33 protein-coding genes and 2 pseudogenes are annotated in these 21,462 nt (G+C 35.9%); 31 read left to right on the top strand and 4 right to left on the bottom strand.

Translation table 11 applies throughout. The annotated features are described in order from the left end of the window. Positions 1–95 precede the first annotated feature (95 nt). From LS64_RS13300 to LS64_RS08110, 10 genes and pseudogenes are all read left to right on the top strand, one after another. Positions 96–209 (top strand): annotated as a pseudogene (locus LS64_RS13300) (LUD domain-containing protein); the annotation flags it as partial. A 686-nt stretch (positions 210–895) separates the two neighbouring features. Further along, positions 896–1,192: a hypothetical protein gene (locus LS64_RS08150; RefSeq protein ID WP_138127303.1), complete on the top strand. Its 297-nt coding sequence runs from the start codon at positions 896–898 to the stop codon at positions 1,190–1,192. A gap of 16 nt (positions 1,193–1,208) precedes the next feature. Then, positions 1,209–1,973 carry a hypothetical protein gene (locus tag LS64_RS08145; RefSeq protein ID WP_034569254.1) on the top strand — a complete coding sequence of 255 codons (765 nt, stop codon included), beginning with the start codon at positions 1,209–1,211 and terminating at the stop codon, positions 1,971–1,973. Between the two features lie 232 nt (positions 1,974–2,205). After that, positions 2,206–2,523: a hypothetical protein gene (locus tag LS64_RS08140; RefSeq protein ID WP_034569257.1), complete on the top strand. Its 318-nt coding sequence runs from the start codon at positions 2,206–2,208 to the stop codon at positions 2,521–2,523. Between the two features lie 667 nt (positions 2,524–3,190). Further along, positions 3,191–3,463: a hypothetical protein gene (locus tag LS64_RS08135; RefSeq protein ID WP_034573704.1), complete on the top strand. Its 273-nt coding sequence runs from the start codon at positions 3,191–3,193 to the stop codon at positions 3,461–3,463. Positions 3,464–3,475: 12 nt separating this feature from the next. Next, complete coding sequence (locus LS64_RS08130) at positions 3,476–3,757, top strand: hypothetical protein (RefSeq protein ID WP_034569093.1); 282 nt, start codon at positions 3,476–3,478, stop codon at positions 3,755–3,757. 46 nt (positions 3,758–3,803) lie between these two features. Continuing rightward, positions 3,804–4,550 (top strand): hypothetical protein, encoded by a 747-nt coding sequence (locus LS64_RS08125; RefSeq protein ID WP_034569090.1) that lies wholly within the window; start codon positions 3,804–3,806, stop codon positions 4,548–4,550. 92 nt (positions 4,551–4,642) lie between these two features. Further along, positions 4,643–4,933, top strand: coding sequence for a hypothetical protein (locus tag LS64_RS08120; protein WP_034569845.1), 291 nt, complete (start codon positions 4,643–4,645; stop codon positions 4,931–4,933). Between the two features lie 18 nt (positions 4,934–4,951). Next, the gene (locus tag LS64_RS08115) at positions 4,952–5,833 is read left to right on the top strand and encodes a hypothetical protein (protein WP_034569842.1); all 882 of its coding nucleotides are present in this window, start codon (positions 4,952–4,954) and stop codon (positions 5,831–5,833) included. A 449-nt stretch (positions 5,834–6,282) separates the two neighbouring features. Then, positions 6,283–6,969 (top strand): C39 family peptidase, encoded by a 687-nt coding sequence (locus LS64_RS08110; protein WP_034569839.1) that lies wholly within the window; start codon positions 6,283–6,285, stop codon positions 6,967–6,969. A gap of 131 nt (positions 6,970–7,100) precedes the next feature. Here LS64_RS08110 and hemB read toward each other — a convergent pair whose 3' ends face one another. Both hemB and nikC read right to left on the bottom strand, forming a co-directional pair. Continuing rightward, positions 7,101–8,072: a porphobilinogen synthase gene (hemB, locus tag LS64_RS08105; RefSeq protein ID WP_034569836.1), complete on the bottom strand. Its 972-nt coding sequence runs from the start codon at positions 8,070–8,072 to the stop codon at positions 7,101–7,103. A 38-nt stretch (positions 8,073–8,110) separates the two neighbouring features. Then, the gene (gene nikC / locus LS64_RS08100; RefSeq protein ID WP_034569833.1) at positions 8,111–8,929 is read right to left on the bottom strand and encodes a nickel ABC transporter permease subunit NikC; all 819 of its coding nucleotides are present in this window, start codon (positions 8,927–8,929) and stop codon (positions 8,111–8,113) included. 134 nt (positions 8,930–9,063) lie between these two features. Here nikC and LS64_RS08095 point away from each other — a divergent pair, with 134 nt between their 5' ends. Beyond that, positions 9,064–9,681: a threonine/serine exporter family protein gene (locus LS64_RS08095; RefSeq protein ID WP_052062316.1), complete on the top strand. Its 618-nt coding sequence runs from the start codon at positions 9,064–9,066 to the stop codon at positions 9,679–9,681. Positions 9,682–9,922: 241 nt separating this feature from the next. Beyond that, the gene (rpsJ, locus tag LS64_RS08090) at positions 9,923–10,234 is read left to right on the top strand and encodes a 30S ribosomal protein S10 (RefSeq protein WP_034569830.1); all 312 of its coding nucleotides are present in this window, start codon (positions 9,923–9,925) and stop codon (positions 10,232–10,234) included. A gap of 143 nt (positions 10,235–10,377) precedes the next feature. Here rpsJ and LS64_RS13660 read toward each other — a convergent pair whose 3' ends face one another. Then, entirely contained in the window at positions 10,378–10,506 is a 129-nt protein-coding gene (locus LS64_RS13660) for a hypothetical protein (RefSeq protein ID WP_272916592.1), read from the bottom strand. A gap of 601 nt (positions 10,507–11,107) precedes the next feature. Here LS64_RS13660 and rplC point away from each other — a divergent pair. From rplC to rplO, 19 genes and pseudogenes are all read left to right on the top strand, one after another. After that, the gene (gene rplC, locus LS64_RS08085; RefSeq protein ID WP_034572362.1) at positions 11,108–11,764 is read left to right on the top strand and encodes a 50S ribosomal protein L3; all 657 of its coding nucleotides are present in this window, start codon (positions 11,108–11,110) and stop codon (positions 11,762–11,764) included. A 9-nt stretch (positions 11,765–11,773) separates the two neighbouring features. Continuing rightward, positions 11,774–12,385 (top strand): 50S ribosomal protein L4, encoded by a 612-nt coding sequence (gene rplD / locus LS64_RS08080; protein WP_034572360.1) that lies wholly within the window; start codon positions 11,774–11,776, stop codon positions 12,383–12,385. A 3-nt stretch (positions 12,386–12,388) separates the two neighbouring features. Next, positions 12,389–12,670, top strand: a complete 282-nt coding sequence (locus LS64_RS08075; protein WP_034572356.1) for a 50S ribosomal protein L23 — start codon at positions 12,389–12,391, stop codon at positions 12,668–12,670. A gap of 15 nt (positions 12,671–12,685) precedes the next feature. Further along, on the top strand, positions 12,686–13,513 hold the full coding sequence (rplB, locus tag LS64_RS08070) for a 50S ribosomal protein L2 (RefSeq protein ID WP_034572353.1): 828 nt from the start codon (positions 12,686–12,688) through the stop codon (positions 13,511–13,513). Positions 13,514–13,524: 11 nt separating this feature from the next. Further along, entirely contained in the window at positions 13,525–13,806 is a 282-nt protein-coding gene (rpsS, locus tag LS64_RS08065; protein WP_034572350.1) for a 30S ribosomal protein S19, read from the top strand. Between the two features lie 38 nt (positions 13,807–13,844). Beyond that, positions 13,845–14,252, top strand: a complete 408-nt coding sequence (gene rplV / locus LS64_RS08060; protein WP_034572347.1) for a 50S ribosomal protein L22 — start codon at positions 13,845–13,847, stop codon at positions 14,250–14,252. A gap of 1 nt (position 14,253) precedes the next feature. After that, complete coding sequence (gene rpsC, locus LS64_RS08055) at positions 14,254–14,946, top strand: 30S ribosomal protein S3 (RefSeq protein ID WP_034572344.1); 693 nt, start codon at positions 14,254–14,256, stop codon at positions 14,944–14,946. A gap of 3 nt (positions 14,947–14,949) precedes the next feature. Continuing rightward, complete coding sequence (rplP, locus tag LS64_RS08050) at positions 14,950–15,375, top strand: 50S ribosomal protein L16 (RefSeq protein ID WP_034572342.1); 426 nt, start codon at positions 14,950–14,952, stop codon at positions 15,373–15,375. Then, on the top strand, positions 15,362–15,571 hold the full coding sequence (gene rpmC / locus LS64_RS08045) for a 50S ribosomal protein L29 (protein ID WP_034572339.1): 210 nt from the start codon (positions 15,362–15,364) through the stop codon (positions 15,569–15,571). Before rplP ends, rpmC begins: the two co-directional genes overlap by 14 nt. A gap of 10 nt (positions 15,572–15,581) precedes the next feature. Beyond that, positions 15,582–15,848 carry a 30S ribosomal protein S17 gene (gene rpsQ, locus LS64_RS08040; RefSeq protein ID WP_034572337.1) on the top strand — a complete coding sequence of 89 codons (267 nt, stop codon included), beginning with the start codon at positions 15,582–15,584 and terminating at the stop codon, positions 15,846–15,848. After that, positions 15,845–16,213 (top strand): 50S ribosomal protein L14, encoded by a 369-nt coding sequence (gene rplN / locus LS64_RS08035; protein ID WP_034572334.1) that lies wholly within the window; start codon positions 15,845–15,847, stop codon positions 16,211–16,213. Before rpsQ ends, rplN begins: the two co-directional genes overlap by 4 nt. Positions 16,214–16,282: 69 nt before the next feature. Further along, positions 16,283–16,510: a 50S ribosomal protein L24 gene (gene rplX, locus LS64_RS08030; protein ID WP_034572331.1), complete on the top strand. Its 228-nt coding sequence runs from the start codon at positions 16,283–16,285 to the stop codon at positions 16,508–16,510. A 9-nt stretch (positions 16,511–16,519) separates the two neighbouring features. Then, positions 16,520–17,065 carry a 50S ribosomal protein L5 gene (rplE, locus tag LS64_RS08025; RefSeq protein ID WP_034572329.1) on the top strand — a complete coding sequence of 182 codons (546 nt, stop codon included), beginning with the start codon at positions 16,520–16,522 and terminating at the stop codon, positions 17,063–17,065. Between the two features lie 2 nt (positions 17,066–17,067). Next, a complete protein-coding gene (locus LS64_RS08020) occupies positions 17,068–17,253 on the top strand; it encodes a type Z 30S ribosomal protein S14 (RefSeq protein ID WP_034572326.1) in 186 nt (61 codons plus the stop codon). A gap of 9 nt (positions 17,254–17,262) precedes the next feature. Next, on the top strand, positions 17,263–17,658 hold the full coding sequence (gene rpsH, locus LS64_RS08015; RefSeq protein ID WP_034572323.1) for a 30S ribosomal protein S8: 396 nt from the start codon (positions 17,263–17,265) through the stop codon (positions 17,656–17,658). A gap of 265 nt (positions 17,659–17,923) precedes the next feature. Continuing rightward, positions 17,924–18,460 (top strand): 50S ribosomal protein L6, encoded by a 537-nt coding sequence (rplF, locus tag LS64_RS08010; RefSeq protein ID WP_034572319.1) that lies wholly within the window; start codon positions 17,924–17,926, stop codon positions 18,458–18,460. A gap of 458 nt (positions 18,461–18,918) precedes the next feature. Further along, positions 18,919–19,275, top strand: a complete 357-nt coding sequence (gene rplR, locus LS64_RS08005) for a 50S ribosomal protein L18 (RefSeq protein WP_034572316.1) — start codon at positions 18,919–18,921, stop codon at positions 19,273–19,275. A 13-nt stretch (positions 19,276–19,288) separates the two neighbouring features. Next, positions 19,289–19,732, top strand: coding sequence for a 30S ribosomal protein S5 (rpsE, locus tag LS64_RS08000; protein ID WP_034572313.1), 444 nt, complete (start codon positions 19,289–19,291; stop codon positions 19,730–19,732). 154 nt (positions 19,733–19,886) lie between these two features. Then, positions 19,887–20,282: pseudogene (gene rplO, locus LS64_RS07995) on the top strand (50S ribosomal protein L15); the annotation flags it as partial. A gap of 183 nt (positions 20,283–20,465) precedes the next feature. Here the strand turns inward: rplO and LS64_RS07990 are convergent. After that, positions 20,466–21,266, bottom strand: a complete 801-nt coding sequence (locus LS64_RS07990) for a hypothetical protein (RefSeq protein WP_118949407.1) — start codon at positions 21,264–21,266, stop codon at positions 20,466–20,468. Positions 21,267–21,462 lie beyond the last annotated feature (196 nt).

The raw sequence follows: 21,462 nt of genomic DNA, 5'->3' as shown, positions 1-21,462 counted from the left end.
GTGGCTCTACTTTTGGTTCTGTCGTTAATTCTAATGATTCTAATAGGGCTTCTACTCTTGGTTCTAATGTAGATTCTAACCCATTAAAAGAAAACATCTTGCCTAGCAATATTATATTTGTAGCAGGACCATCGCGCACCGCCGACATCGAGCTACAAACCGTCTTTGGCGTTCACGGACCCCGCAAGACATACTTGCTACTTTATTAGAATATTGAAAACCCAAAAATTTTAATGATTGCCTATATTCTTTATGACTCATAACTCTTGATTATAAAGTAAATGATTACCCAAAAAAAGTCTAAGGACTAGAAATAAAGATTTTGCAAGTAAAATCTTTATTTTGGCGTGGCTAGTTTTTTCTTTTTTGGTTTAGAATCTGGCAATTTAGATTCTAAGATTTTGAATCTTCATAATATAGAATCTAAGCAAAATTTAGTATATCTTGGCTTTTAATTGTTGCTATATTTATAAGTGGTGTAGGGATTATATACATATCCATTAAAGCGATGAAAAACAATGCAAAGAACGAACTTTTAGGCTTAATCATACTAATCACTCTCGCTCTAATCTCCCTTGTAAGCTATGGAGTTTATTATTTATTGAATTTAGATTCTATAATTTCTTAGAATCTAGGCTTTGTTAGTTATTATTTTAGATTCTATCTTAAGAAATGTTAAAAAAAGTTTACGTTTTACTCAAAATGTAAAATAATTTTAACATTTCTATACTTTTAGATTATATAACTTTATAGTTTTTTAGTTATTATAAATATAATTTTTAATAAAACAATATAAAATTTTGCTAATTTTATTGACAAGTTGTAATTTTTAAGTTAGTATTTCAATAACACTAAGTATTTACTTAAGTGAAATTTTATTTTAAATGATAATGTTATGAAAAAAATCGTAACTTCAGTAGTTTTGGCTTCAGTTTTAGGTTTAAGTGGAATGTCTGCTAAAGCTAATGTAGATTCTATAGAATCAAAGATTAGCACAAGTAAAATACAACAAGCAGATGCAAACTTTTTGTTTAATAATGCAAGTGTAAGCGATGTAGCAGTATTAAACGAGCAAGAGTTAGCGGAGACTAAGGGTGAATTTTGGGGGACATTGTTTTTAGAGATTTTAAAGCCCGCTGCTAAAGAGTTAGGTAATTATTTGGGCGATTTGTTTGGTGATTTACTCAAATAAAATATAAGGAGGATGAATGAACACCTTAGTAAAAAAGTCTTTTCTTTCAGTAAGCCTTGCCCTTACTTTGAGTGCTTCAGCGAATGCTTTTTGTATAGGTAGTCTTTGCCATGATGGATATATCGGTATAGGTGCGATTTATACAAATCTAGGCGATAACGCACAAGCTAGTGCTAGTGGATATGGTGGATATTTGCATTTAGGGTATGAATCTATTCTTGCGTATAGATTTTTAGCTAGTATAGATGGCTTGATAGCTGGTGGGGTAAGGGATTTAAAAGGGGATACTTTATCTCGTTTTAAACCACACGCCGCTTTTTTGAATCTAGAGGGTAATCTTAAGTTTGGCGTAAATATCTTGACTGATAATGCCCCACTTTTTATAAGTCCATTGCTTAGAGTGGAGAAATTTTTAAGTAGTGGTTTTGATAGGACTCTTTATCATTTAGGTGGGGATATTCAGGGTAAAATACCAATTGGCGGTAATCAATCTTATGTGTTATATGGTGGTGGATATACATATATAGTGGGTGAAGGCTATACATTTAAAGGTGGGGCAAGTGTTAATTCTATTATAGAAAATAGATATAACTATGGCATACACGCTCACTTAGGTTTTTCATCTAAGTTAAGCGAACACATGTCATATTATGTAAAAGTGCTCGGTAAGTTTTATTCTTTAAAGGCTTCGGATGTGGCTACATTAAACAATGTAGATATTTCATATCCAGCTACCAACGCATATAGTGTGATGTTGGAAATAGGCGCGACAGGATTTTAAAGATGTATTAATTCTATATAATTCGTATTTTCAAGATTCTATAATTTCTTAGAATCTAGCTTCAATTTCTCTGACAAAATGTTAAAAAAATTAAGTTTTGAGAATCTAAATTATTTATATAAATAAATAAGATTTATTCTTAAATTTAAAGTTGATTTAAGGTTAAATGTGGTATAGTGTGAATATCACTAAAATTTTTAGTGAGTATTAATTTCATTTTAAGGAGAATGTTATGAAAAAAATCGCAACTTCAGTGGTTTTGGCTTCAGTTTTGAGTGTAAGCGGATTATCTGCTAAAGCTAATGTAGATTCTATGCAATCTAATACAGCTAAGATAGAGCAAAGCGATGCAAATTTCTTGTTTAATAATGTGGAAACTAGTAAAGTTGCCATATTAAGTGAGCAAGAAATGATGGAAAGCATAGGGAATGTGTGGCCTTATCTTATTTTTTCAACTTTATTTACTAATGCACTAATGCTTAATGCACCCGGACCAAATAGTAATACTTATTCTGGAGCATTATGGTATAATACCCTAAGGGGATTTTAAATCTTAGATGTAGTTTTGTGGTGGAAAAATGGAAAAGATTGTATTTTTTTACAAATTATTTATATTTCTTGTCTTTGGTAACATTTACGGACTTGTTATATCTAAGATTAAATCTTTAAGCAAGATTGAGTTTATAACTCTATCCATTTTACATATTTCTTTTTTTGCTTTATTGGTTTTATATTATTGTGTAAAAAGTGAATTTTTATTATATAGTTTGGGATTTTTATTTTTTATTGCTAGTGTGTATATATGTTATTTATTTTTTAAAACTATAAGATTTAATAACTTTAAAAAGGAAATTAGTGGTATTATTGCATTTTTAATCTTAGCTTTAATTTCTCTTATAAGCTATGGAATCTATTATTTATTGAATCTAGATTCTATATTTTCTTAGAATCTAGGCTTTGTTAGTTATTATTTTAGATTCTATCTTAAGAAATGTTAAAAAAAGTTTACGTTTTGAGCAAAATGTAAAATAACTTTAACATTTCTATACTTTTATATTCTATAATTTTATATCTTTTTAGTTATCATATATATAATTTTTAGTAAAAAATATGTAACTTTTTAGTAATTTTATTGACAAATTATAAATTTTATATTATTATTTTAGTAACACTAAGTATTCTTACTTAAGTGAAATTTTATTCTAAAAGGATTAATCATGAAAAAGTTGATTTCTTCAGTATTGTTGGCGTCAGTTTTGAGTGTAAGCGGATTATCCGCTAAAGCTAATGTAGATTCTATAGAATCAAAGATTAGCACAAGTAAAATACAACAAGCAGATGCAAATTTCTTGTTTGATAATGTGGAAACTAGCAAAGTTGCCGTGTTAAACGAACAAGAGCTAGGAGAAACTAAGGGTGAGTTTTGGGGTCTTGCATTTCTAGTAATAGCAGGAATTGGCGGTATCATAAATGCTGGTCTTAATTGGTAAAAGGAGTGTAGTATGAAAAAGTTGATTAATATTATTATGTTGGTAGCGGTTTTGGGCTTAAGTAGCTTATCTGCAAAAGTGCAAACAAATGCAATAACGAATGCGAATGTAGCACAAGTGCAACAAGCCGATGTGGATTTTCTTTTTAATGGTGTGGATACTAGCAAGGTGGCTGTGTTAAGCAATGAAGAGCTAGATGATACTAGGGGCGAATTTTGGCTTGAGTTTATTTTTGGTAGTATTACATTAGGGATTGAGATTTATAAATTAGGTAAGAGTGAAGGCTGGTGGTAAGATTTATACCACAATAACTTTAAATATTTAAAAAAAGGAGAGTATTATGTTAAGCATAGTAAAAAAAATTGGTTTAAGCGTTGTTTTAATTTCAGCTTTAAGTGTTAGTGCAAATGCGTTTTGTTACAAAAATGGATGCCATACAGGCGAAGTGGGTATCGGTGGGATTTATAGCGGTTTTGGTGGGAATAATGATGCTAATGGTAGTGCGTATGGTGGCTATATTAAAGCATCTGCTCAAAGTGTATATTATGGTAGATTAGCACTTAGTGCTGAAGTATTAGCTGGTGGTGGTATGCTTAATGTTAGCGGTGCATCTTTGAATGGTATTGCACAAAATAGTGGGTATATTGCTTATGAATTGCTCCCTAGCATAGGTTTTAATGTGGCGTCTAAAAATGCTCCACTTTTTGTAAAGGCTCAAATTGGTGCGGATGTTATTGATAATAAAGGTAGTCTAAATCGTGATTTATTTTACACAGGTGTGGAGCTAGATGGTCGTGTGCCACTTAATTCAAACTTTGCCATTGATTATAACTTACGATATGGATGGATATTTGCAGGTGGGTATAAATTTACTAGCGGTGGAGATAATTTATTTCTAACAGGCTACAATCACAGAATCCAAGCAAGTATAGGCTTTGATGTTAGAATGACTGAAGATTACGCCTTTTATCTAAAAGCTATCGGTAGGTATTATGGACTAAACAAAACTGAAGTAGCAAATGGTAATTCTTATCCAGCGGCTAACTCATATAGTGTAATGCTAGAATTAGGCGTAAAAGGGATATAAGATTCTAAGCTAATTTATAGAATCTAGGTTTTTGTTATTGCTTTTTGCAATGCAAAGGCTTATAATACGACAATAATTTTAAGGAATCACTGATGAAAAAACTTTTAAGTATTATGTTAGTAACTACGACTTTAGGTATAAATGCAATGTTTGCCAAAACGCAATTAGATTCTATAGAATCTTCTTTATCCACTAATAAGACAATAGAGCAACAAGATGTAAATTTTCTCTTTCATAACATAGATTCTAAAAATATTATTCTTTTGGGTGAGCAAGAGCTAGGTGAGACTAAAGGCGAGTTTTGGTTTGGGCTTTCAGTTTGGATTTCTCAGGTATTATCTCCGTTATTTAGGCCTCAGCTTGTTTGTAAATTTTGTAGATAGATAAAGATTAGGAATATTATGTATAGAATCTTTTTATTACTTTTATTTTTTACAATTTCATTATTAGATTCTAAACCTGTAAGCGTAGATGAGATATTCACACAAAGACAACAATTTAAGATTTTAGCCACTATATCTTATGCAAATATCAATCAAAAGCAGCAAGGCTTAAGCAATATCCCTACAGAATTACCAAATGGTAGTGGTAGCATACAAATCCCTGTCATTTCTAGTGCGAATATCAATCAAGATTATCTAAACTTCTCCTTTCAATTTCGCTATGGTGTGTATAAGCGAGTCGAGCTATTTAGCGCATTATCTGCCTTTTGGCAAAATAATATCGCTTTTAATAACGGGGCTACACTAACGCAAAGTCGCGGGGACTTTGGCGTATGGAATCTAGGTGTGCTAGTGCAGGCTAAAAAAGAGGGAAAAGCTCCTGCTATATTCGTAGGAGCTAGCACAGATTTACTTGATAGGACGCGATTTAGCGATACGCAAAGTAGTGTGGAGTATTTCAAAGGCTTTAGCATTTTTGCGACTACATTTTATACCATTGACCCTATTGTGCTGCTTTTGCAGGGTAGCTTTAGGTTTAATTTGTATAAGAAAATGGATAATTTAAGTATTGATAATGCAGAGATTTTTAGCCTTAGCCCTATGATATATTTCGCGGTAAATCCTTATGTTTCGCTTAATTTTGGTGTGAAATATCAGTATAAAACAAAAGATTATCTAAATAACGCAGTAGTAAGCCCGCAAGGCTCATCGCTATCATATATCTTTGGCTTAGCTTATGAAATAAAAGCAAAGCTAATATTTTTTATGGACGCCGAATATAAAAATACAAGCGAATACACAATGGCAAGTGTAAATATGTCTATATCATATAGAATCTAGATTTTACACACTTAAAAAAGGCTGGTGGGTGGCGACTAGGTAATGTGCGAAGCAAAATATAGAATCTAGATTCTAAAAATATTTTCCAACCTTAAGGGTGGTTTGGGTGGGAATAGATAAAATAAAATATTTATAGAATCTTATAATTTGCTAATTATTAGTATTTAATGATTTTAAAAGAAAATTTGTATAATAAAAAAGCCCCGAAACCTTTTTAGATTCTATAGAATCTTTGGGGTGTAGGGGCAAACTCTACATATTAAGGAGGTTACTATGAAAAATAAACATAGTAACAGAAGCTCCAACAAAGTATTATACATAAAATTTGTAATATTTGGTTGCAAATTTAGTATTTTACTCAAAAGGTAGCTTTAAAAGAGGGGGTAGCCTTATAAGCTGCTCCACGCCTTAAGTAGATTTAATAAAACCTAGATGTTAAAAGGCAGGTTATGAAAAAATACATCCTTATTTTATTTCTTTCACTAGCCCAAATTCAAGGGCAAATCCATATCAATAATGATTCTATAAGTATAGATAAAAATGTGAAATCTTGGAGTGAAATTCGCAATGATAACCTGACGCGTCAGCAGTTTGATTATAGCTGCGGGAGTGCGTCTTTATCGACTATTTTGACTTATTATTATAATGTGGAGGTAAGTGAGAAAGAGATTTTAGAATCTGTGCTACAAAGTAAGGGAATTGACACGCAAAAGCAAGAGGAACTTGCAAAGGATGAGAATCTTAGAAAGACGCTAGATTTATCATTCCTTGATTTGTCGCATTTTGCGGAGAGCAAGGGCTTTAAGGCGATAGGACTAGGGCTTGATTTAGACACTTTGAAAAAGCTAAAAGCCCCTGTGATTGTGTATATAAATGTGCGTGATATTGAGCATTTTAGCGTGTATAAGGGCATTAGCGGCGAGTTTATCAATTTGGCTGACCCTAGCTTTGGCAATATCAAAATCCGCCTTGATAAGTTTAAAGAAATGTTTTATAGACGAGATGATAAAACGCATCCGGGCAAGATTCTAGCAATTCTGCCAAATTCAAACTCAGTGCAAATAAATAATGATTTTATGAATATAGATTCTAAAAACGACCTAATCTACGAAGTAATCAAGGACAAGATTGAATAGAATCTAGATTCTACATTTTCCAAATAAAAGCCTTTGTGTATTAATTTTTGATATTTGAAATATTATTAAGCTTAGTTTTTGTGGTAATTTTAGAATCTAAACCAAATCTACAACAAGAATTTATAGAGCTTTTATTTCAAAATCTTTGCCACTTCTTTAGCATGATAGCTTATGATTATATCCGCACCGGCGCGTTTCATACTTAGTAAAGATTCTATCATCACTTTTTCATAATCAATTACGCCAAGTTTCGCGCCTGCCTTTAAGAGAGCATATTCACCACTCACATTATACACAGCCAAAGGTAGCAGCGTCCTTTCGCGAATGTCACGCACGATGTCAAGGAACGCCAAAGCAGGTTTCACCATCAAAATATCCGCGCCCTGCTTTTCATCACTTAAAGATTCCAAAATCGCCTCCCTGCGATTTGCAACATCCTGCTGATAGCCCTTGCGATTGCCAAAAGTGGGCGTGCTTTGCGCCACCTCGCGAAATGGACCATAAAAACTACTCGCAAACTTCGTGCTATAGCTCATAATGGGCAGATTATAATAGCCATTCTTATCTAACGCGTGACGCATCGCAAAAATCTGCCCATCCATCATAGAACTAGGCGCTAGCATATCCACGCCGCTCTGTGCAAGCACAAGGCTTTGAGCCGCCAAAATTTCTAAGGTCAAATCATTTTCCACATTCCCCTTAGAATCTAAAATGCCGCAATGCCCATGGCTAGTGTATTCGCAAAAGCATACATCCGCTACAATGTGCATTTGTGGGAGTTGTTTTTTTATTTCTTTTGCCGCAGTTGCCACGATAGAATCTGCTTTGCACGCAGCAGTGCCTTTCTCATCTTTTTTAGAATCTGGGATAATGCCAAAAAGTAGCACACTTTTAATGCCAAGATTTAGTAGTTCCTCGCATTCTTTCAAAATATTATCAATACTCATTTGAAACACACCCGGCATCGAAGTCATCTCGTTTTTCACGCCCTTACCCTCGACAATAAAAAGCGGATAAATAAAATCACTCACACTAAGAAAATTTTCTCGCACCAAATCCCTACTAACCTCATTTAGCCTTAATCGCCTGAAACGTTGAAACATTTTTGTCCTTTTGGTAGAATTTATACATAGATTATACTTTAATTTTTTAACCCTACACTAAAATACTCCCTAACCCCATCGCCTAGCACATTAAACGCCACTACGCAAATAAATAGCGCCGCACCCGGATACAAAATCAAAGACGGATTACTCCAAATATAATCCTTGCTATCGGCAATCATAATGCCCCACTCCGCCGTAGGCGCAGCCACGCCCAGCCCAACAAAGCTTAAGCCCGAAATATGCAGCATAATATGCCCGATGTCAAGCATCGCCAAAGTCGCGCACTGACGAAGGATAGGCGGCAGCATATTTCGCTTGAAACTCTGAGCCGCATTCAAGCCATAGACCGCGGATAGCGCGACATACTCTTTATTTTTGGCGCTAAAAATTATGGCGCGCACGATACGCGCATACCACGCAAAATGCGTCGCGGCGATGGCGACTATCACATTTGCTAATCCGCCGCCCAAAATCGCTACCAAAAATAGCGACAAAATGATAGTTGGAAAGCTCAAAAACACATCGCAAAGCCGCATTAAGATTCTATCCAAAGCCCCACCCACAAAGCCGCTCACGCCACCCAACGCAATGCCAAAAAATAAAATCAATGCAAGTGTAGCAAAGCTCGCGCTTAGCGAGATTCTAGCACCATAAATAAGCCGCGTAAAAATATCGCGCCCAAGATAATCAGTGCCTAAAATATGCGTCATGCTAGGGGGCAAAAGCTTAGAATCTAGATTAATTTCATTTGGATTATAGCTTAAAATAAAGGGCGCAAAAATCGCACAAATTGCCAAAATCACAATAAAAACAAGGGCAATTTTGGCAGATAGTTTAAGAGATTTGCTACTCAACTGATGACCTTTTTTTGTTTTAAGAATTAAATAACATTTACAGGATTCTAACATTAAATATTGTAGAATCTAGCACAGAAGACTTTTATCTAACGTAAATTTTGAAATATTATTTTCATAACCTAAGGCTAAAAATGTTTGACTTATTAGAATTTAATCTTTTAGAATCTTACCCAAAAGTGCTAGAATTTCTCTACACCGATTTTTTCAGCTCAAACTCAATTGAGCATATTTTAATCAACACGATTTTTGCGATGGTGGCTGGATTTGGCTTTAGCTACGCGTTTAATCCGCCAAAACGCGTGTTTATCTCCATCGTGTTTATCGCTGGGCTTGGCTATTTTATCCGCTCCCTGCTTATGAACTCGCCCATTTTTAGCCTTGCGGGTGCGAGTTTTTGCGCGTCTTGCTGCATGGGGCTTACCACGATGCTCCTTGCTAAAAAGAATAAAGTTCCAGCCGAAGTAATCGTTTTTCCTGCGCTTCTGCCGATGTTTCCGGGCAGTTATGGCTACAAGAGCATTCTTAGTATCCTAGCCTTTACGCAAAACGCCGATAAGCCCGAACAGCTTGGCTATTTACTTGCGTTTTTTAATAATATTACGATTATGCTTTCAGTTAGCACGTCGCTAGTTTCAGGCGCACTCCTTACATTTATCATTTTTTATGAGCAAAGTTTTATGATGACACGCGGTCACAAACGCCTTTCGATTTATCACATTTTCCGTGATTTGAGGAAAAATAAAAAGTAAAATTTAAGATTTTTGTTGATATTGTTTGTTTAAATATTTAGTTTGTGATGATTTTTGGAGTTTGTTCCTTGAATAAAGGAAGGGTTTTGGGGAAAAGTTTAAAAAAAGTTGTTTAGTTTGGGTAATTTTATTGACTTTTGGGTTTGTTTTTTGTAAGATTACATCTTTTATTTTTCGTTACTTTACATTGATTTTACAATTTAAGTTTTGAAAAATTATTTAAACGCATAAAAGGAAAAGGATGCAACGGATACGATTGAAGCTTAAGGCTTATGACCACAGGGTGCTTGATAGGTCGATTGTGGCGATTGTGAATGCGGCGAAACGTACAGGTAGCGAGATTATCGGTCCTGTGCCGCTGCCGACTAAAAAGCGGCGATATACGGTGCTACGTTCGCCACATATTAATAAGGATTCGCGTGAGCAGTTTGAAATTCGCATTCACGCGCGAATTATCGATATTATGTCCGCGACTGGTGAGACGGTCGATAGCCTTATGAAGCTTGATTTGGCGCCTGAAGTTGATGTGGAAGTTATGTCGCTTGATAAGTAGGGCGTTTGTTCTTTGAAATGTGGGTTTTTGGAATCTAAGATTCTAAAAAACATAGAATCTAGATTCTATAAAGATTTAAGTTTTATGGATTTAAGTTTTTATAGAATCTAGATTCTATAAAGTTGTGGCGTTATGATAAGGATTTAAATCCTATCGCCCACCCACCACCCTTTTGAGTGATTGTGGATTGCTTCGAAATTGCTAAAGCAATTTCTCGCAGTGACCCACCCCCCTAGCCCCCCTCCGCAAGGGAGGGGGGAACAACCCCCCAACTATTAAAAAATAGAAACAGGGTTTAAGCTAGGGAAAGATAGAATCTAGATTCTATAAGTTGCGGTGGTTGGTAGATTTTTAGAATCCTATCGCCCACCCGCCACGCTATTTTTAGAAGTGGATAGAATCTAAGATTCTAAAATGGTATAGAATCTAAAACAAGATTCTAAGGATTATAGAATCTAAAAGGGTTTAAATCTTAGAATCTAGATTCTATAAAGATTTAAGTTTTATGGATTTAAGTTTTTATAGAATCTAGATTCTAAAATGATTCTATAGAATCTAAGATTAAGATTCTATAAGGTTGTGGTGATAGTTTAAATATTAGAATCCTATCGTCCGTCCGCCGCCCTTTTTAAGTGAGTGGATAGAATCTAAAAATAAGATTCTATAAATGCGGTGTGTTGGTTGGTAGATTTTTAGAATCCTAACCGCCCTTTTAAATGAGTGGATAGAATCTAGATTCTAGATTGTGAAATGTTGAAATATAGAGTCTAGATTCTATAAGTTGCGGTGGTCGGTAGATTTTTAGAATCCTATCGCCCAGCCACCGCCCTATTTATAAAAAATTATAGAATCTAAATAAAAAGGAAAAGAAAAATGGAATTTATAGTGCAGAAAGTCGGTATGAGTAGAATTATAACAACGCCTAGTATGGCTGTGACACTTTTAAAAGTGATAAATACAAAAGTGTGCGCGATTTTGGGTGAAGCAAAAAACAGCAATGGCAAAGCCTTGCACATTAAAAGTAGCGATGGCAAGAGCAATACTCCTGCAAATATCGCCCTTGTCGCGTATCCAAAGGGCAAAAGCACAAACAAGGCGATTGCTGGTAATCAAAAAAAATATAATCTAAGCAAAGAATTTAATAAATTCGCGACTTTAAATGTGGCAAATACTGAAAGTGGCGATATTGATACGAGCCTACTTGAGAGTAATCGCATTATAAAATCTAGCTTTAAGACTAAGGGTCGTGGCTTTAGTGGCGCGATAAAAAGGTGGAATTTTCAAGGTGGTCCAGCCGCACACGGCAGTAGATTCCATAGACGACTAGGGTCAATCGGTAATAGAGAGTGGCCAGGTCGCGTTCAGCCCGGGAAAAAAATGGCAGGGCATTATGGCGATGAGCTTGTAAGTGTTGAGAGCAAGATTCTAAGTTTTGATAAAAATACCGGCATTTTGGTGGTTAAAGGTTCGATTCCTGGCTACAATGGTGCGTTTGGTAAGATTAAGATTCTAAATAAGACTAAAAAATAAGGGTTAGAAATGAAAGCGATTGTATTAGATAATAAGTTTGCAAAAAGCGGTGAAACCGAGCTTCCCGCTAGATATGCAGAGATAAAAGAGCATAATTTATACTTGTATGTAAAGTCGTATTTGGCAGGATTTCGTTCTAATAACGCGCAAGCTAAAACGCGTGGAAATGTAAGCGGTGGTGGTAAAAAGCCTTGGTCGCAAAAAGGCGGCGGTAGGGCTCGCGCTGGCTCTATCACATCTCCTGTATTTGTCGGTGGTGGTGTAGCTCATGGTCCTAGCAATAATAGAAATTATGATATTAAAATCAATAAAAAGCAAAAACGTTTAGCCTTAGAGTATGCCTTAAAACAAAAAGCAGAATCTAATAGCCTTTTTGTAGTAGATTCTATAAATATAGAATCTGGCAAGACAAAAGATGCAAATAATGTGTTTAAAAGTTTGAAACAAAAAAGCACTTTATTTGTCGTTAAGGCAAGTAATGAAAAGACATTTTTGGCATTTCGCAATCTTGGTAATTGCTACTTGGCTGATAGCAGTGAGCTAAATGCGTATTTGGTTGCGGCGTTTCGTAGCGTTGTGATTGAAAAAGATGTCTTTGATGAAATTGTAAAGAGAGGTTAGACAATGGCAGATATAACAGATATAAAGACGATTTTATATACAGAAAAGTCGCTAGGATTGCAAGAAAAGGGCGTTATTGTCGTGCTTACTTCTCCAAGGGTAACTAAAAATAAGCTTAAAGAAATTTTTAAGGAATATTTTGGCTTTACTCCTTTGAAAATTAATTCTTTGCGTAGCGAAGGTAAGGTAAAAAGATTCAAAGGCAGAGTAGGGCAGAGAAATGATTCTAAGAAATTTTATGTGAAAGTGCCAGAGGGCGCGAATATAGAATCTTTATCGGTGTAATCAAAGGAGAAAATTATGGCAATTAAGACTTATAAACCATATACGCCAAGTAGGCGTTTTATGTCAAATCTTAGCTCAAAAGATATTACCGCGAAAGCTAGTGTGCGTGGTTTGCTTGTGAAATTACCTGTAACAAGTGGGCGAAATAATAATGGTCGCATTACTAGCCGACATAAAGAGGGCGGGGCTAAAAAGCTTTATAGAATCATTGACTTTAAACGAAATAAGTTTAATATTGAGGGAAAAGTAGCCGCGATTGAGTATGACCCATATAGAAATTGTCGTATTGCTTTGATATTTTATAAAGATGGTGAGAAGCGATATATCTTGCAGCCTAGCGGACTTAAAGTAGGAGATTCTATCATTTCTGCTGAGGGTGGCTTGGATGTAAAAGTAGGCTTTGCAATGAAGCTAAAAAATATTCCTATCGGGACAATAATTCATAATATAGAAATGCACCCGGGTGCTGGTGGAAGTATTGCTAGAAGTGCAGGGAGTAGTGCGCAAATTATGGGACGAGAGGGGAAATATACCATTCTTAGAATCCCAAGTGGTGAAATGCGATATATCTTAGATGAATGTATGGCGACAATAGGAAGTGTAGGAAATGAAGATTTTATAAACATTAAAATCGGTAAGGCAGGGCGAAATCGCCATCGTGGTATAAGACCACAAACAAGGGGCGCTGCTATGAACCCGGTAGACCACCCACACGGCGGTGGTGAGGGCAAAACAGGCTCAAGCGGTCATCCTGTATCTCCATGGGGCACACCAGCTAAAGGCTTTAAAACTAGAAAGAAAAAAGCAAGTGATAGACTAATAATCTCAAGACGTAAAAAATAAAAGGATAAGTTATGGCAAGGTCAGTTAAAAAAGGTCCATTTATAGACAAATATCTTGAAAAAAAGGTAGAAGTAGCAAAGGCAAAAAAGGATAATAAGCCGATTAAAACGTGGTCAAGACGTAGCACGATTTTACCTGAAATGATAGGCTTAACATTTAGCGTGCATAATGGTCGCGCATTTGTGCCTGTGTATATCACGGAAAATCACGTGGGATATAAACTAGGCGAGTTTGCTCCTACACGCACATTTAAAGGGCATAAAGGCTCTGTGCAAAAAAAGATAGGTAAATAGATTCTATAGAATCTAGATTCTAATATTAAGGAAAAAAAATGAGTGATAAGAAAAATATTCGCGGCTCTAAGGCGATATTAAAATATGCTAGACTTAGTCCTACTAAGGCAAGACTAATTGCAAGGCAGGTGCAAGGAATGAATGCCGAGCTAGCCCTTGCAAGTTTAGAATTTACACCAAATAAAGCGGCAAAAGCGATATATAAGACATTAGCTAGTGCTATTGCAAATGGTGGATATGAAGCCACAAATGTGATTGTAGAATCTTGTCGCGTGGATAAGGCATCTGTATTAAGACGTTTTATGCCGCGAGCAAGGGGACGTGCTACACCGATAAGAAAGCCTATGGCACACATTTATGTAGAAGTGGCAGAAGCACCAAAAAAAGATTCTAAAGATTCTAAAAAAAAGGATAACAAAATGAAAACTAAAGAAAAGGTGAAATAAAATGGGACAAAAAGTAAATCCTGTAGGACTAAGATTAGGTATCAATAGAAATTGGGCTAGTAGGTGGTTTCCAGATTCACAAAGCACACCAGAGCGAATAGGCGAAGACCATATCATTCGCAAGTTTTTAAAGAAAGAATTGTATTATGCGAGTGTGAGTGAGATTGTGATTGAGCGGATGGCTGCTAAACTTAGAATCACGGTTACAGCGGCAAAGCCCGGGCTAATCATCGGTAAAAAAGGCGCTGATATTGAAAAAATCAAAGATACCCTTTACAAGCTTGTGAAAAAAGAAGTCTCAATAAATATTAAAGAAGCAAAAAGATTCCAAGCAAATGCGCAACTTGCCGCTGAAAATGTCGCCTTGCAACTTGAAAAAAGAATCGCCTTTAGACGTGCTATGAAAAAGGTAATGCAAGCCGCCCTAAAAAGTGGCGCAAAAGGAATCAAAGTGCAAGTAAGCGGACGCTTAGCCGGGGCTGAAATGGCTAGGACTGAGTGGTATATGGAAGGTCGCGTGCCACTTCACACATTAAGAGCAAAAATAGATTATGGCTTTGCGGAAGCGATGACTACTTATGGAATCATAGGTGTAAAAGTGTGGATATTCAAAGGCGAAATCTTGCAAAAAGGTATCCAAGTAGAAAAAGAAGATTCTAAAGATGGGCGTAATAATAAGCCTAAAAGGAGATAAGCTATGTTAATGCCAAAAAAGACAAAATATAGAAAGCAGATGAAAGGGCGAAATCGTGGAAAGTCCTTTCGTGGAAATAGCCTAGCTTTCGGCGATATAGGTATAAAAGCAATTGAGCATGGTAGGATTGATAGCAGACAAATAGAATCTGCTAGGATTGCAATGACTCGCCATGTAAAAAGAGCTGGTAAAGTGTGGATACGCGTTTTCCCTGATAAGCCTTTAACACATAAGCCGCTAGAAGTGCGTATGGGTAAAGGTAAAGGCGGCGTGGAAAAGTGGGTTATGAATATTAAGCCTGGGCGTATAATTTATGAAATGATAGGCATTGATGAAGCGACTGCTAGGGAAGCCTTAGCTCTTGCTCAAAGCAAACTGCCCTTTAGAACAAAAATTGTAACAAAGGATAGTGAAAATGAAATATACTGATTTGAAAGATAAGGACTTGGCGGAGTTACGCACATTACTTAAAGAAAAGAAAAATGAGCTATTTGTAATGAGAATCAAGCTAAAAACACAGCAGCTTACAAAAAGCCATGAGATTTCTTTAACAAGAAAAGACATAGCTAGAATCCAAACGGCAATTAGTGCGAAGTCAAACGCACAAAAAAATGAGAAAAAGTAAGGAATAAGCAATGAGCGAAGCAAAAACACATAAAAGGGTAATACAAGGCAAGGTCGTAAGCATTGCTGGGGCTAAAAGCGCTGTGATTTTGGTAGAGCGAAAAGTCGTGCATGCAAGATATAGAAAAATCGTAAAAAGATTCAAAAAATATATTATCCACGATGAAGAAAATAAAAGCAAGGTAGGCGATGTGATTTCAGCAATCGAGTGTCGCCCTATATCTAAACGCAAGGCTTTTAAGCTAAAAGAAATATTGCAAGTAGGAGTTAGCGAATGATACAGAGTTTTACAAGATTAAGTGTCGCTGATAATAGCGGTGCAAAAGAAGTGATGTGTATAAAGGTGCTAGGCGGAAGCCATCGCCGTTATGCAAGTGTGGGCGATGTGATAGTCGTATCTGTCAAAAAGGCTATACCAAATGGTAAGGTCAAAAAAGGGCAGGTTATGAAAGCTGTTGTCGTGCGAACCAAAAAAGAGATTCAAAGGGATAATGGCTCATTAGTGCGATTTGATGATAATGCTGCTGTGCTTTTGGATGCAAAAAAAGAGCCTATCGGCACTCGTATCTTTGGTCCTGTAAGCCGCGAAGTGCGTTATGCGAATTTTATGAAAATCGTATCACTTGCCCCGGAAGTGTTATAGTGGAAGTGTTATAGGTTTTATAGAATCTAGATTCTAAGATTCTAAAAAGATTCTAAAAAGGATAAAAAAATGGCAAATAAAATAAAGATTAAAAAAGGCGATAAAGTTACGATTATCGCGGGAAATGATAAGGGTAAAAGCGGCGAAGTCTTAGCTGTTTTCCCAAAAGAAAACACATTAATTGTCAAAGATTGCAAAATCGCAAAAAAGGCAATTAAGCCAACTGATGATAATAAAAAAGGCGGCTTTGTAGCTAAAGAAATGCCTATACATGTATCAAATGTAAAGAAAGCTTAGGAGAAAATAATGTTTGCTTTAAGAGAAAAATATAAAAGTAGCATAAGGGAGCAGTTAGCAAAAGAGCTAAATATCAAAAATCCTATGTTGCTACCAAAGCTAGAAAAGATTGTGATTAGCGTGGGCGCTGGGCAGTATGCTAAGGAAGCCAAAATTATGCAAAATATCGCTGATACGATTAGTTTGATAGCCGGGCAAAAGGCGATTATTACAAAGGCGAAAAAAAGCGTGGCAGGTTTTAAAATGCGCGAAGGTATGCCTATGGGTGTGAAAGTTACGTTGCGTGGGAATATGATGTATAACTTTTTAGAAAAGCTAATTGTGATTGCCCTGTCGCGTGTGAAAGACTTTCGCGGTGTGCCACGAAATGGCTTTGATGGAAAGGGAAATTATAACTTTGGGCTTAACGAACAATTGATGTTCCCTGAAGTTGTATATGATGATATTATGGTAACGCATGGTATGAATATCACAATGGTAACAAGCACGCAAGATGATAAAGAAGCATTCAAATTACTTGAGTTATTTGGAATGCCATTTTCAAAAGGGAGATAACTATGGCGAAAAAATCAATGATAGCAAAGGCAAAACGAAAGCCAAAATTTAGCGTTAGAGCATATACAAGATGCCAAGTGTGTGGGCGACCGCACTCGGTGTATAGGGACTTTTCTTTATGCAGAGTATGCTTAAGGAAAATGGGTAATGAAGGGTTAATCCCTGGACTAAGAAAAGCAAGCTGGTAGGAGATAAATATGGTAAATGATATTATTGCAGATTCTCTAACTCGCATTAGAAATGCTGCTATGAGACGACTTGATAACACGGAGCTATATTACGCTAAAATCGTGGCTAGCATTTTGGAAGTTTTCAAAAATCGCGGCTTTATCAAAGACTACAAGGTCAATGATAAGGATGGAAAGCAAAGCATTTTAGTGCAGTTGATGTATGATGAGCGTGGGCATTCTGTGATTAATGAAATCACGCGTATTAGTAAGCCCGGACGCCGCGTGTATAAAAGTAGTAGTGAGTTAAAGCGATTTAAAAATGGCTATGGAATCATTGTCGTTAGCACTAATAAAGGTGTGATAAGCAATGATGAAGCGCACAAGGCGAATGTCGGCGGCGAAGCATTGTGTAGTATTTGGTAATAAGGAATCCATCATCTAAAAAGGGTGGTGGGTGGGCGACTAGGCAATTTGCGAAGCAATCCATTATCCTTAAAAGGGTGGTGGGTGGGCTTTAGGTTATGAGCGAAGCGAAATTATAGAATCTCTTATAAAGAATTTAGTTAAAATTTTTTCTAAGGGATTCTAAATTGTCTTAGAATCTAGATTCTATAAAACATTATGAAAGGTTAAAACAGATTCTAGTATTTTGCGACACGGAAGACGAATCTATTTCGAGGAGAATAAAATGTCAAGAATAGGGAAGAAGCCGATAAACATTCCACAAGATATTGAAGTAAGCAACGCAAATGGCGTCCTTACATTCAAAGGCAAAAAGGAAACAAAAACGCTTGATACACACAATCGCGTAGGTATCAATATCGATGGCAAGATTCTAAGCTTTAGTTTGCTAAATGATGAAAAGCAATCGCGCGCATTTTGGGGGACTTATCGCGCGCTTGCTAATAACATCGTGCAGGGCTTAAGTGCTGGATTTAGCAAGAGCTTAGAGATTAATGGTGTTGGTTACAAGGCGAGTGTAAGTGGCAAGGTTTTAGAGTTGGCACTTGGCTACTCACATCCTATAAAGTATGATATTCCACAAGGTGTAGAAATATCTGTGGATAAAAATACCATTACGATAAAGGGAAGTGATAAACAGCAAATCGGGCAGATTGCCGCCATAATTCGTGAGTTTAGACCGCCAGAGCCATATAAAGGCAAGGGTGTGAAATACAGCGATGAAGTAATCTTACGCAAGGCAGGTAAAACAAGTAAAAAATAGAATCTAGATTCTAACCACTTTTTAAAAAGGGTGGTGGGTGGGCGACTAGGCATTCGCAAAGCGAAATTATAGAATCTAGATTCTAAAATTATAGAATCTCTTACAAAGAATTTCAAAAGTAAATTTTTTCTAAGAGATTCTATAGAATCTAAATGTTCTTTGAAATTAAATTTTATTTGTATATGAAAGTGTATAAATAAAAAAAGCCCCGAAACTTTTAGATAAAATCTAAGGGAGTAGGGGCTAAACTCTTAACTACAGGAGGTTACTATGAAAAAACATAGTAAAAAACCTTCGAAAGTATTATACATAAAATTTGTGATTTTTGGTTGCAAATTTAGTATCTTACTAAGAAGGTAACTTCTTTTTGGAGGGGGTCTTGAAAGCCCTTTCCGCCTCCTTTTAGTTAAGAAATAGAATCTAGATTCTAAAAACCATAATTTTTGAAAGGAAAAACAATGACAAGCAAAGTTTTAGAGCATAAAAAATTATTGCGATTAAAGCGAAAAGCAAGAGTAAAAGCAAAGGCAAAGGGCTGTGAGATTAAGCCACGTATAAGCGTATTTCGCTCAAATAAATATTTCTACGCGCAAGCCATTGACGATACAAAAGGGCATACAATCGCAGCCATTGATAGTCGCAAGGAAAAGCTAGGAAATACAAAAGAAGATTCCCACAAATTAGGCGAAAAATTTGGGAAGATTCTAAACGAGCATAAGATAAAAGAAGTCATTTTCGATAGAAATGGCTACTTGTATCACGGCGTGGTCGCGAGTTTCGCCGATGGATTAAGAAAAAATGGCATAGTTTTATAAGGAGTTGCAAAAAATGCTAGAGTTTGATAAGAGTGAATTTAGCGAAGTTGTCGTAAATATCGGTCGCGTTACTAAGGTTGTGAAAGGTGGTCGCAGGTTTCGTTTCAACGCCCTTGTGGTGATAGGTAATCGCAATGGGCTTGTTGGCTTTGGGCTTGGCAAGGCAAAGGAAGTCCCTGATGCGATAAAAAAGGCTATTGATGACGCATTCAAAAATGTGATAAAGGTCAATATCAAGGGAACGACAATCGCCCATGACATCGAATATAAGTATAACGCAAGTAAGATTTTGTTGAAACCAGCTAGTGCTGGGACAGGCGTAATTGCCGGTGGTAGTGCGCGTCCTGTGATAGAGCTAGCCGGTATTAAGGACATTTTGACTAAGTCGCTTGGCTCAAATAATCCATACAATGTGGTTCGCGCAACATTTGATGCGTTAGCTAAAATCAAAGGATAGATTCTAAACCATCATCTAAAAAGGGTGGTGGGTGGGCGACTAGGCATTTGCGAAGCAAAATATAGAATCTAGATTCTAAAAAACTATAGAATCTCTTGCAAAGAATTTAAGCAAATTTTTTCTAAGAGATTCTAATTTCAAAAAAGGATAAACTATGTTAGAAAAAATAAAACCAGCTGAAAACAGCACAAAAGAAATCAAAAGAGTAGGACGCGGACAAGGCAGCGGCATGGGCAAAACCTCCACACGCGGTGGCAAGGGACAAACCGCACGCACAGGCTATAAAGCAAAAAGAGGCTTTGAAGGCGGTCAGCAACCATTGCAACGCCGCTTACCAAAAGTAGGCTTTAGCTCAAGAGTAGTAAAACCATTTGTGATAAATGTGGAAAAACAAAGCAAGGTAAAAAGCTTAGATTCTATAACCTTAGAATCTTTACGCGAAACTTTCCACTTTCCAAAATATGTAGAAAGCGTAAAACTAATCGGCAAAACCGCCAAAGACCTACAAAGCAAAGTAAAAGATTCTAATATCTTAATAAGCGGCATAAAAAGAGAAGAAAAACCAAAAGTCAAAAAAATGCCCCCAAAAGATTCTAAAGCAAAAGATTCTAAAAAAGCCAAGATAGAATCTAAATAGAATCTAGCATATTTAAAGCGATGTCAAATCGCAGTAACGTTTAGAATCTAGCATATTAAAATCCATAGAATCCAAATAAGATTCTATAAAATAAAGCTATTTCATTCGCTCATATAAAAACTCTTGCCTTGCACATCCTATAATTATCGCCGCTGCAATGCCATTAAACTCGTGGCTAAACTCGCGCTCTAAATCATTAATAGCCCCACGCATAGAATCTATTAGACTAGATTCTATCTTTTGTTGATTTCTATAATAGTTGCTATATAAATCATTAATGTTGCGATTGTCTAAAGCGATATTAGCAAAAGCAGAATTTTGCATAGGTTCTTTGATAGATTTTATAGAATCTATAAGCCCGATTTTCATACCATTAACACTAGATTTAACAAAGCCAAACTTATCAGCCACAGCAAAGCCAACCAAAAACGACACATATAGCTTTAATAAATCAGGCTCGATATTTTCCATCGCTTCTCTTATGCCATCCGCACTCACATTACGCGTTTTTATCCCCATGTATTTTGTGATATTATCTAGCTTTTCAAAATTCATAGAATCTAAAGCCTTATCAAACACATAAAAAATAATTTTCATCTCCAAGCTCTCGCAATCACCGCTATTTTGCATATCTAGCTCCTTGCATATATCTTGCAAGAAATCTTTGTAACTTTTGCCATTACTTAGTTGCAATATTCGTGTTTGCATGGCTTTTGTTAGTAGCTTATCAGCATCACTTTCATCTATAACAAAATTATTAGCTTCTAGCGCGGCTAATGTGTGAGAATCTACATTCGCAATGCTTAGAAAATTATCATCATTTATCCCCAAAACCGCCGCTATACGCTCATATGTATATCTTAAAGGCGTATCTAAAAATGCCAAATCATTATCCATGTTTTTCCTTTTTGTGAAATTATGTTATAATTATAGACAAAAAAAAAAAAAACAAGTATGTAAAATTAGAATCTAACTCTCACAAAGCACGTCCCCATCGCCATTTCAAACACTCCAAAATCCCACAAATTTTTTTTACATTTTTCTAAAAAATCCCCAACATTGTTACTTTTCTACTCATTTAAAACCTTTAGAT

Origin of the sequence: Helicobacter saguini, assembly GCF_000762875.2 — a bacterium.
GTDB lineage: Bacteria > Campylobacterota > Campylobacteria > Campylobacterales > Helicobacteraceae > Helicobacter_A > Helicobacter_A saguini.
The sequence above is the reverse complement of the archived record's forward strand: the minus strand, read 5'-3'. Positions and strand labels throughout refer to the sequence as shown.

What these genes read in the sequence shown, in the direction of transcription:
- LS64_RS08150 (WP_138127303.1), top strand. Translation starts at nt 896, where the DNA reads ATGAAAAAAATCGTAACTTCAGTAGTTTTGGCTTCAGTTTTAGGTTTA.
- LS64_RS08145 (WP_034569254.1), top strand. Translation starts at nt 1,209, where the DNA reads ATGAACACCTTAGTAAAAAAGTCTTTTCTTTCAGTAAGCCTTGCCCTT.
- LS64_RS08140 (WP_034569257.1), top strand. Translation starts at nt 2,206, where the DNA reads ATGAAAAAAATCGCAACTTCAGTGGTTTTGGCTTCAGTTTTGAGTGTA.
- LS64_RS08135 (WP_034573704.1), top strand. Translation starts at nt 3,191, where the DNA reads ATGAAAAAGTTGATTTCTTCAGTATTGTTGGCGTCAGTTTTGAGTGTA.
- LS64_RS08130 (WP_034569093.1), top strand. Translation starts at nt 3,476, where the DNA reads ATGAAAAAGTTGATTAATATTATTATGTTGGTAGCGGTTTTGGGCTTA.
- LS64_RS08125 (WP_034569090.1), top strand. Translation starts at nt 3,804, where the DNA reads ATGTTAAGCATAGTAAAAAAAATTGGTTTAAGCGTTGTTTTAATTTCA.
- LS64_RS08120 (WP_034569845.1), top strand. Translation starts at nt 4,643, where the DNA reads ATGAAAAAACTTTTAAGTATTATGTTAGTAACTACGACTTTAGGTATA.
- LS64_RS08115 (WP_034569842.1), top strand. Translation starts at nt 4,952, where the DNA reads ATGTATAGAATCTTTTTATTACTTTTATTTTTTACAATTTCATTATTA.
- LS64_RS08110 (WP_034569839.1), top strand. Translation starts at nt 6,283, where the DNA reads ATGAAAAAATACATCCTTATTTTATTTCTTTCACTAGCCCAAATTCAA.
- hemB (WP_034569836.1), bottom strand. Translation starts at nt 8,072, where the DNA reads ATGTTTCAACGTTTCAGGCGATTAAGGCTAAATGAGGTTAGTAGGGAT.
- LS64_RS08095 (WP_052062316.1), top strand. Translation starts at nt 9,064, where the DNA reads ATGTTTGACTTATTAGAATTTAATCTTTTAGAATCTTACCCAAAAGTG.
- rpsJ (WP_034569830.1), top strand. Translation starts at nt 9,923, where the DNA reads ATGCAACGGATACGATTGAAGCTTAAGGCTTATGACCACAGGGTGCTT.
- rplC (WP_034572362.1), top strand. Translation starts at nt 11,108, where the DNA reads ATGGAATTTATAGTGCAGAAAGTCGGTATGAGTAGAATTATAACAACG.
- rplD (WP_034572360.1), top strand. Translation starts at nt 11,774, where the DNA reads ATGAAAGCGATTGTATTAGATAATAAGTTTGCAAAAAGCGGTGAAACC.
- LS64_RS08075 (WP_034572356.1), top strand. Translation starts at nt 12,389, where the DNA reads ATGGCAGATATAACAGATATAAAGACGATTTTATATACAGAAAAGTCG.
- rplB (WP_034572353.1), top strand. Translation starts at nt 12,686, where the DNA reads ATGGCAATTAAGACTTATAAACCATATACGCCAAGTAGGCGTTTTATG.
- rpsS (WP_034572350.1), top strand. Translation starts at nt 13,525, where the DNA reads ATGGCAAGGTCAGTTAAAAAAGGTCCATTTATAGACAAATATCTTGAA.
- rplV (WP_034572347.1), top strand. Translation starts at nt 13,845, where the DNA reads ATGAGTGATAAGAAAAATATTCGCGGCTCTAAGGCGATATTAAAATAT.
- rpsC (WP_034572344.1), top strand. Translation starts at nt 14,254, where the DNA reads ATGGGACAAAAAGTAAATCCTGTAGGACTAAGATTAGGTATCAATAGA.
- rplP (WP_034572342.1), top strand. Translation starts at nt 14,950, where the DNA reads ATGTTAATGCCAAAAAAGACAAAATATAGAAAGCAGATGAAAGGGCGA.
- rpmC (WP_034572339.1), top strand. Translation starts at nt 15,362, where the DNA reads ATGAAATATACTGATTTGAAAGATAAGGACTTGGCGGAGTTACGCACA.
- rpsQ (WP_034572337.1), top strand. Translation starts at nt 15,582, where the DNA reads ATGAGCGAAGCAAAAACACATAAAAGGGTAATACAAGGCAAGGTCGTA.
- rplN (WP_034572334.1), top strand. Translation starts at nt 15,845, where the DNA reads ATGATACAGAGTTTTACAAGATTAAGTGTCGCTGATAATAGCGGTGCA.
- rplX (WP_034572331.1), top strand. Translation starts at nt 16,283, where the DNA reads ATGGCAAATAAAATAAAGATTAAAAAAGGCGATAAAGTTACGATTATC.
- rplE (WP_034572329.1), top strand. Translation starts at nt 16,520, where the DNA reads ATGTTTGCTTTAAGAGAAAAATATAAAAGTAGCATAAGGGAGCAGTTA.
- LS64_RS08020 (WP_034572326.1), top strand. Translation starts at nt 17,068, where the DNA reads ATGGCGAAAAAATCAATGATAGCAAAGGCAAAACGAAAGCCAAAATTT.
- rpsH (WP_034572323.1), top strand. Translation starts at nt 17,263, where the DNA reads ATGGTAAATGATATTATTGCAGATTCTCTAACTCGCATTAGAAATGCT.
- rplF (WP_034572319.1), top strand. Translation starts at nt 17,924, where the DNA reads ATGTCAAGAATAGGGAAGAAGCCGATAAACATTCCACAAGATATTGAA.
- rplR (WP_034572316.1), top strand. Translation starts at nt 18,919, where the DNA reads ATGACAAGCAAAGTTTTAGAGCATAAAAAATTATTGCGATTAAAGCGA.
- rpsE (WP_034572313.1), top strand. Translation starts at nt 19,289, where the DNA reads ATGCTAGAGTTTGATAAGAGTGAATTTAGCGAAGTTGTCGTAAATATC.
- LS64_RS07990 (WP_118949407.1), bottom strand. Translation starts at nt 21,266, where the DNA reads ATGGATAATGATTTGGCATTTTTAGATACGCCTTTAAGATATACATAT.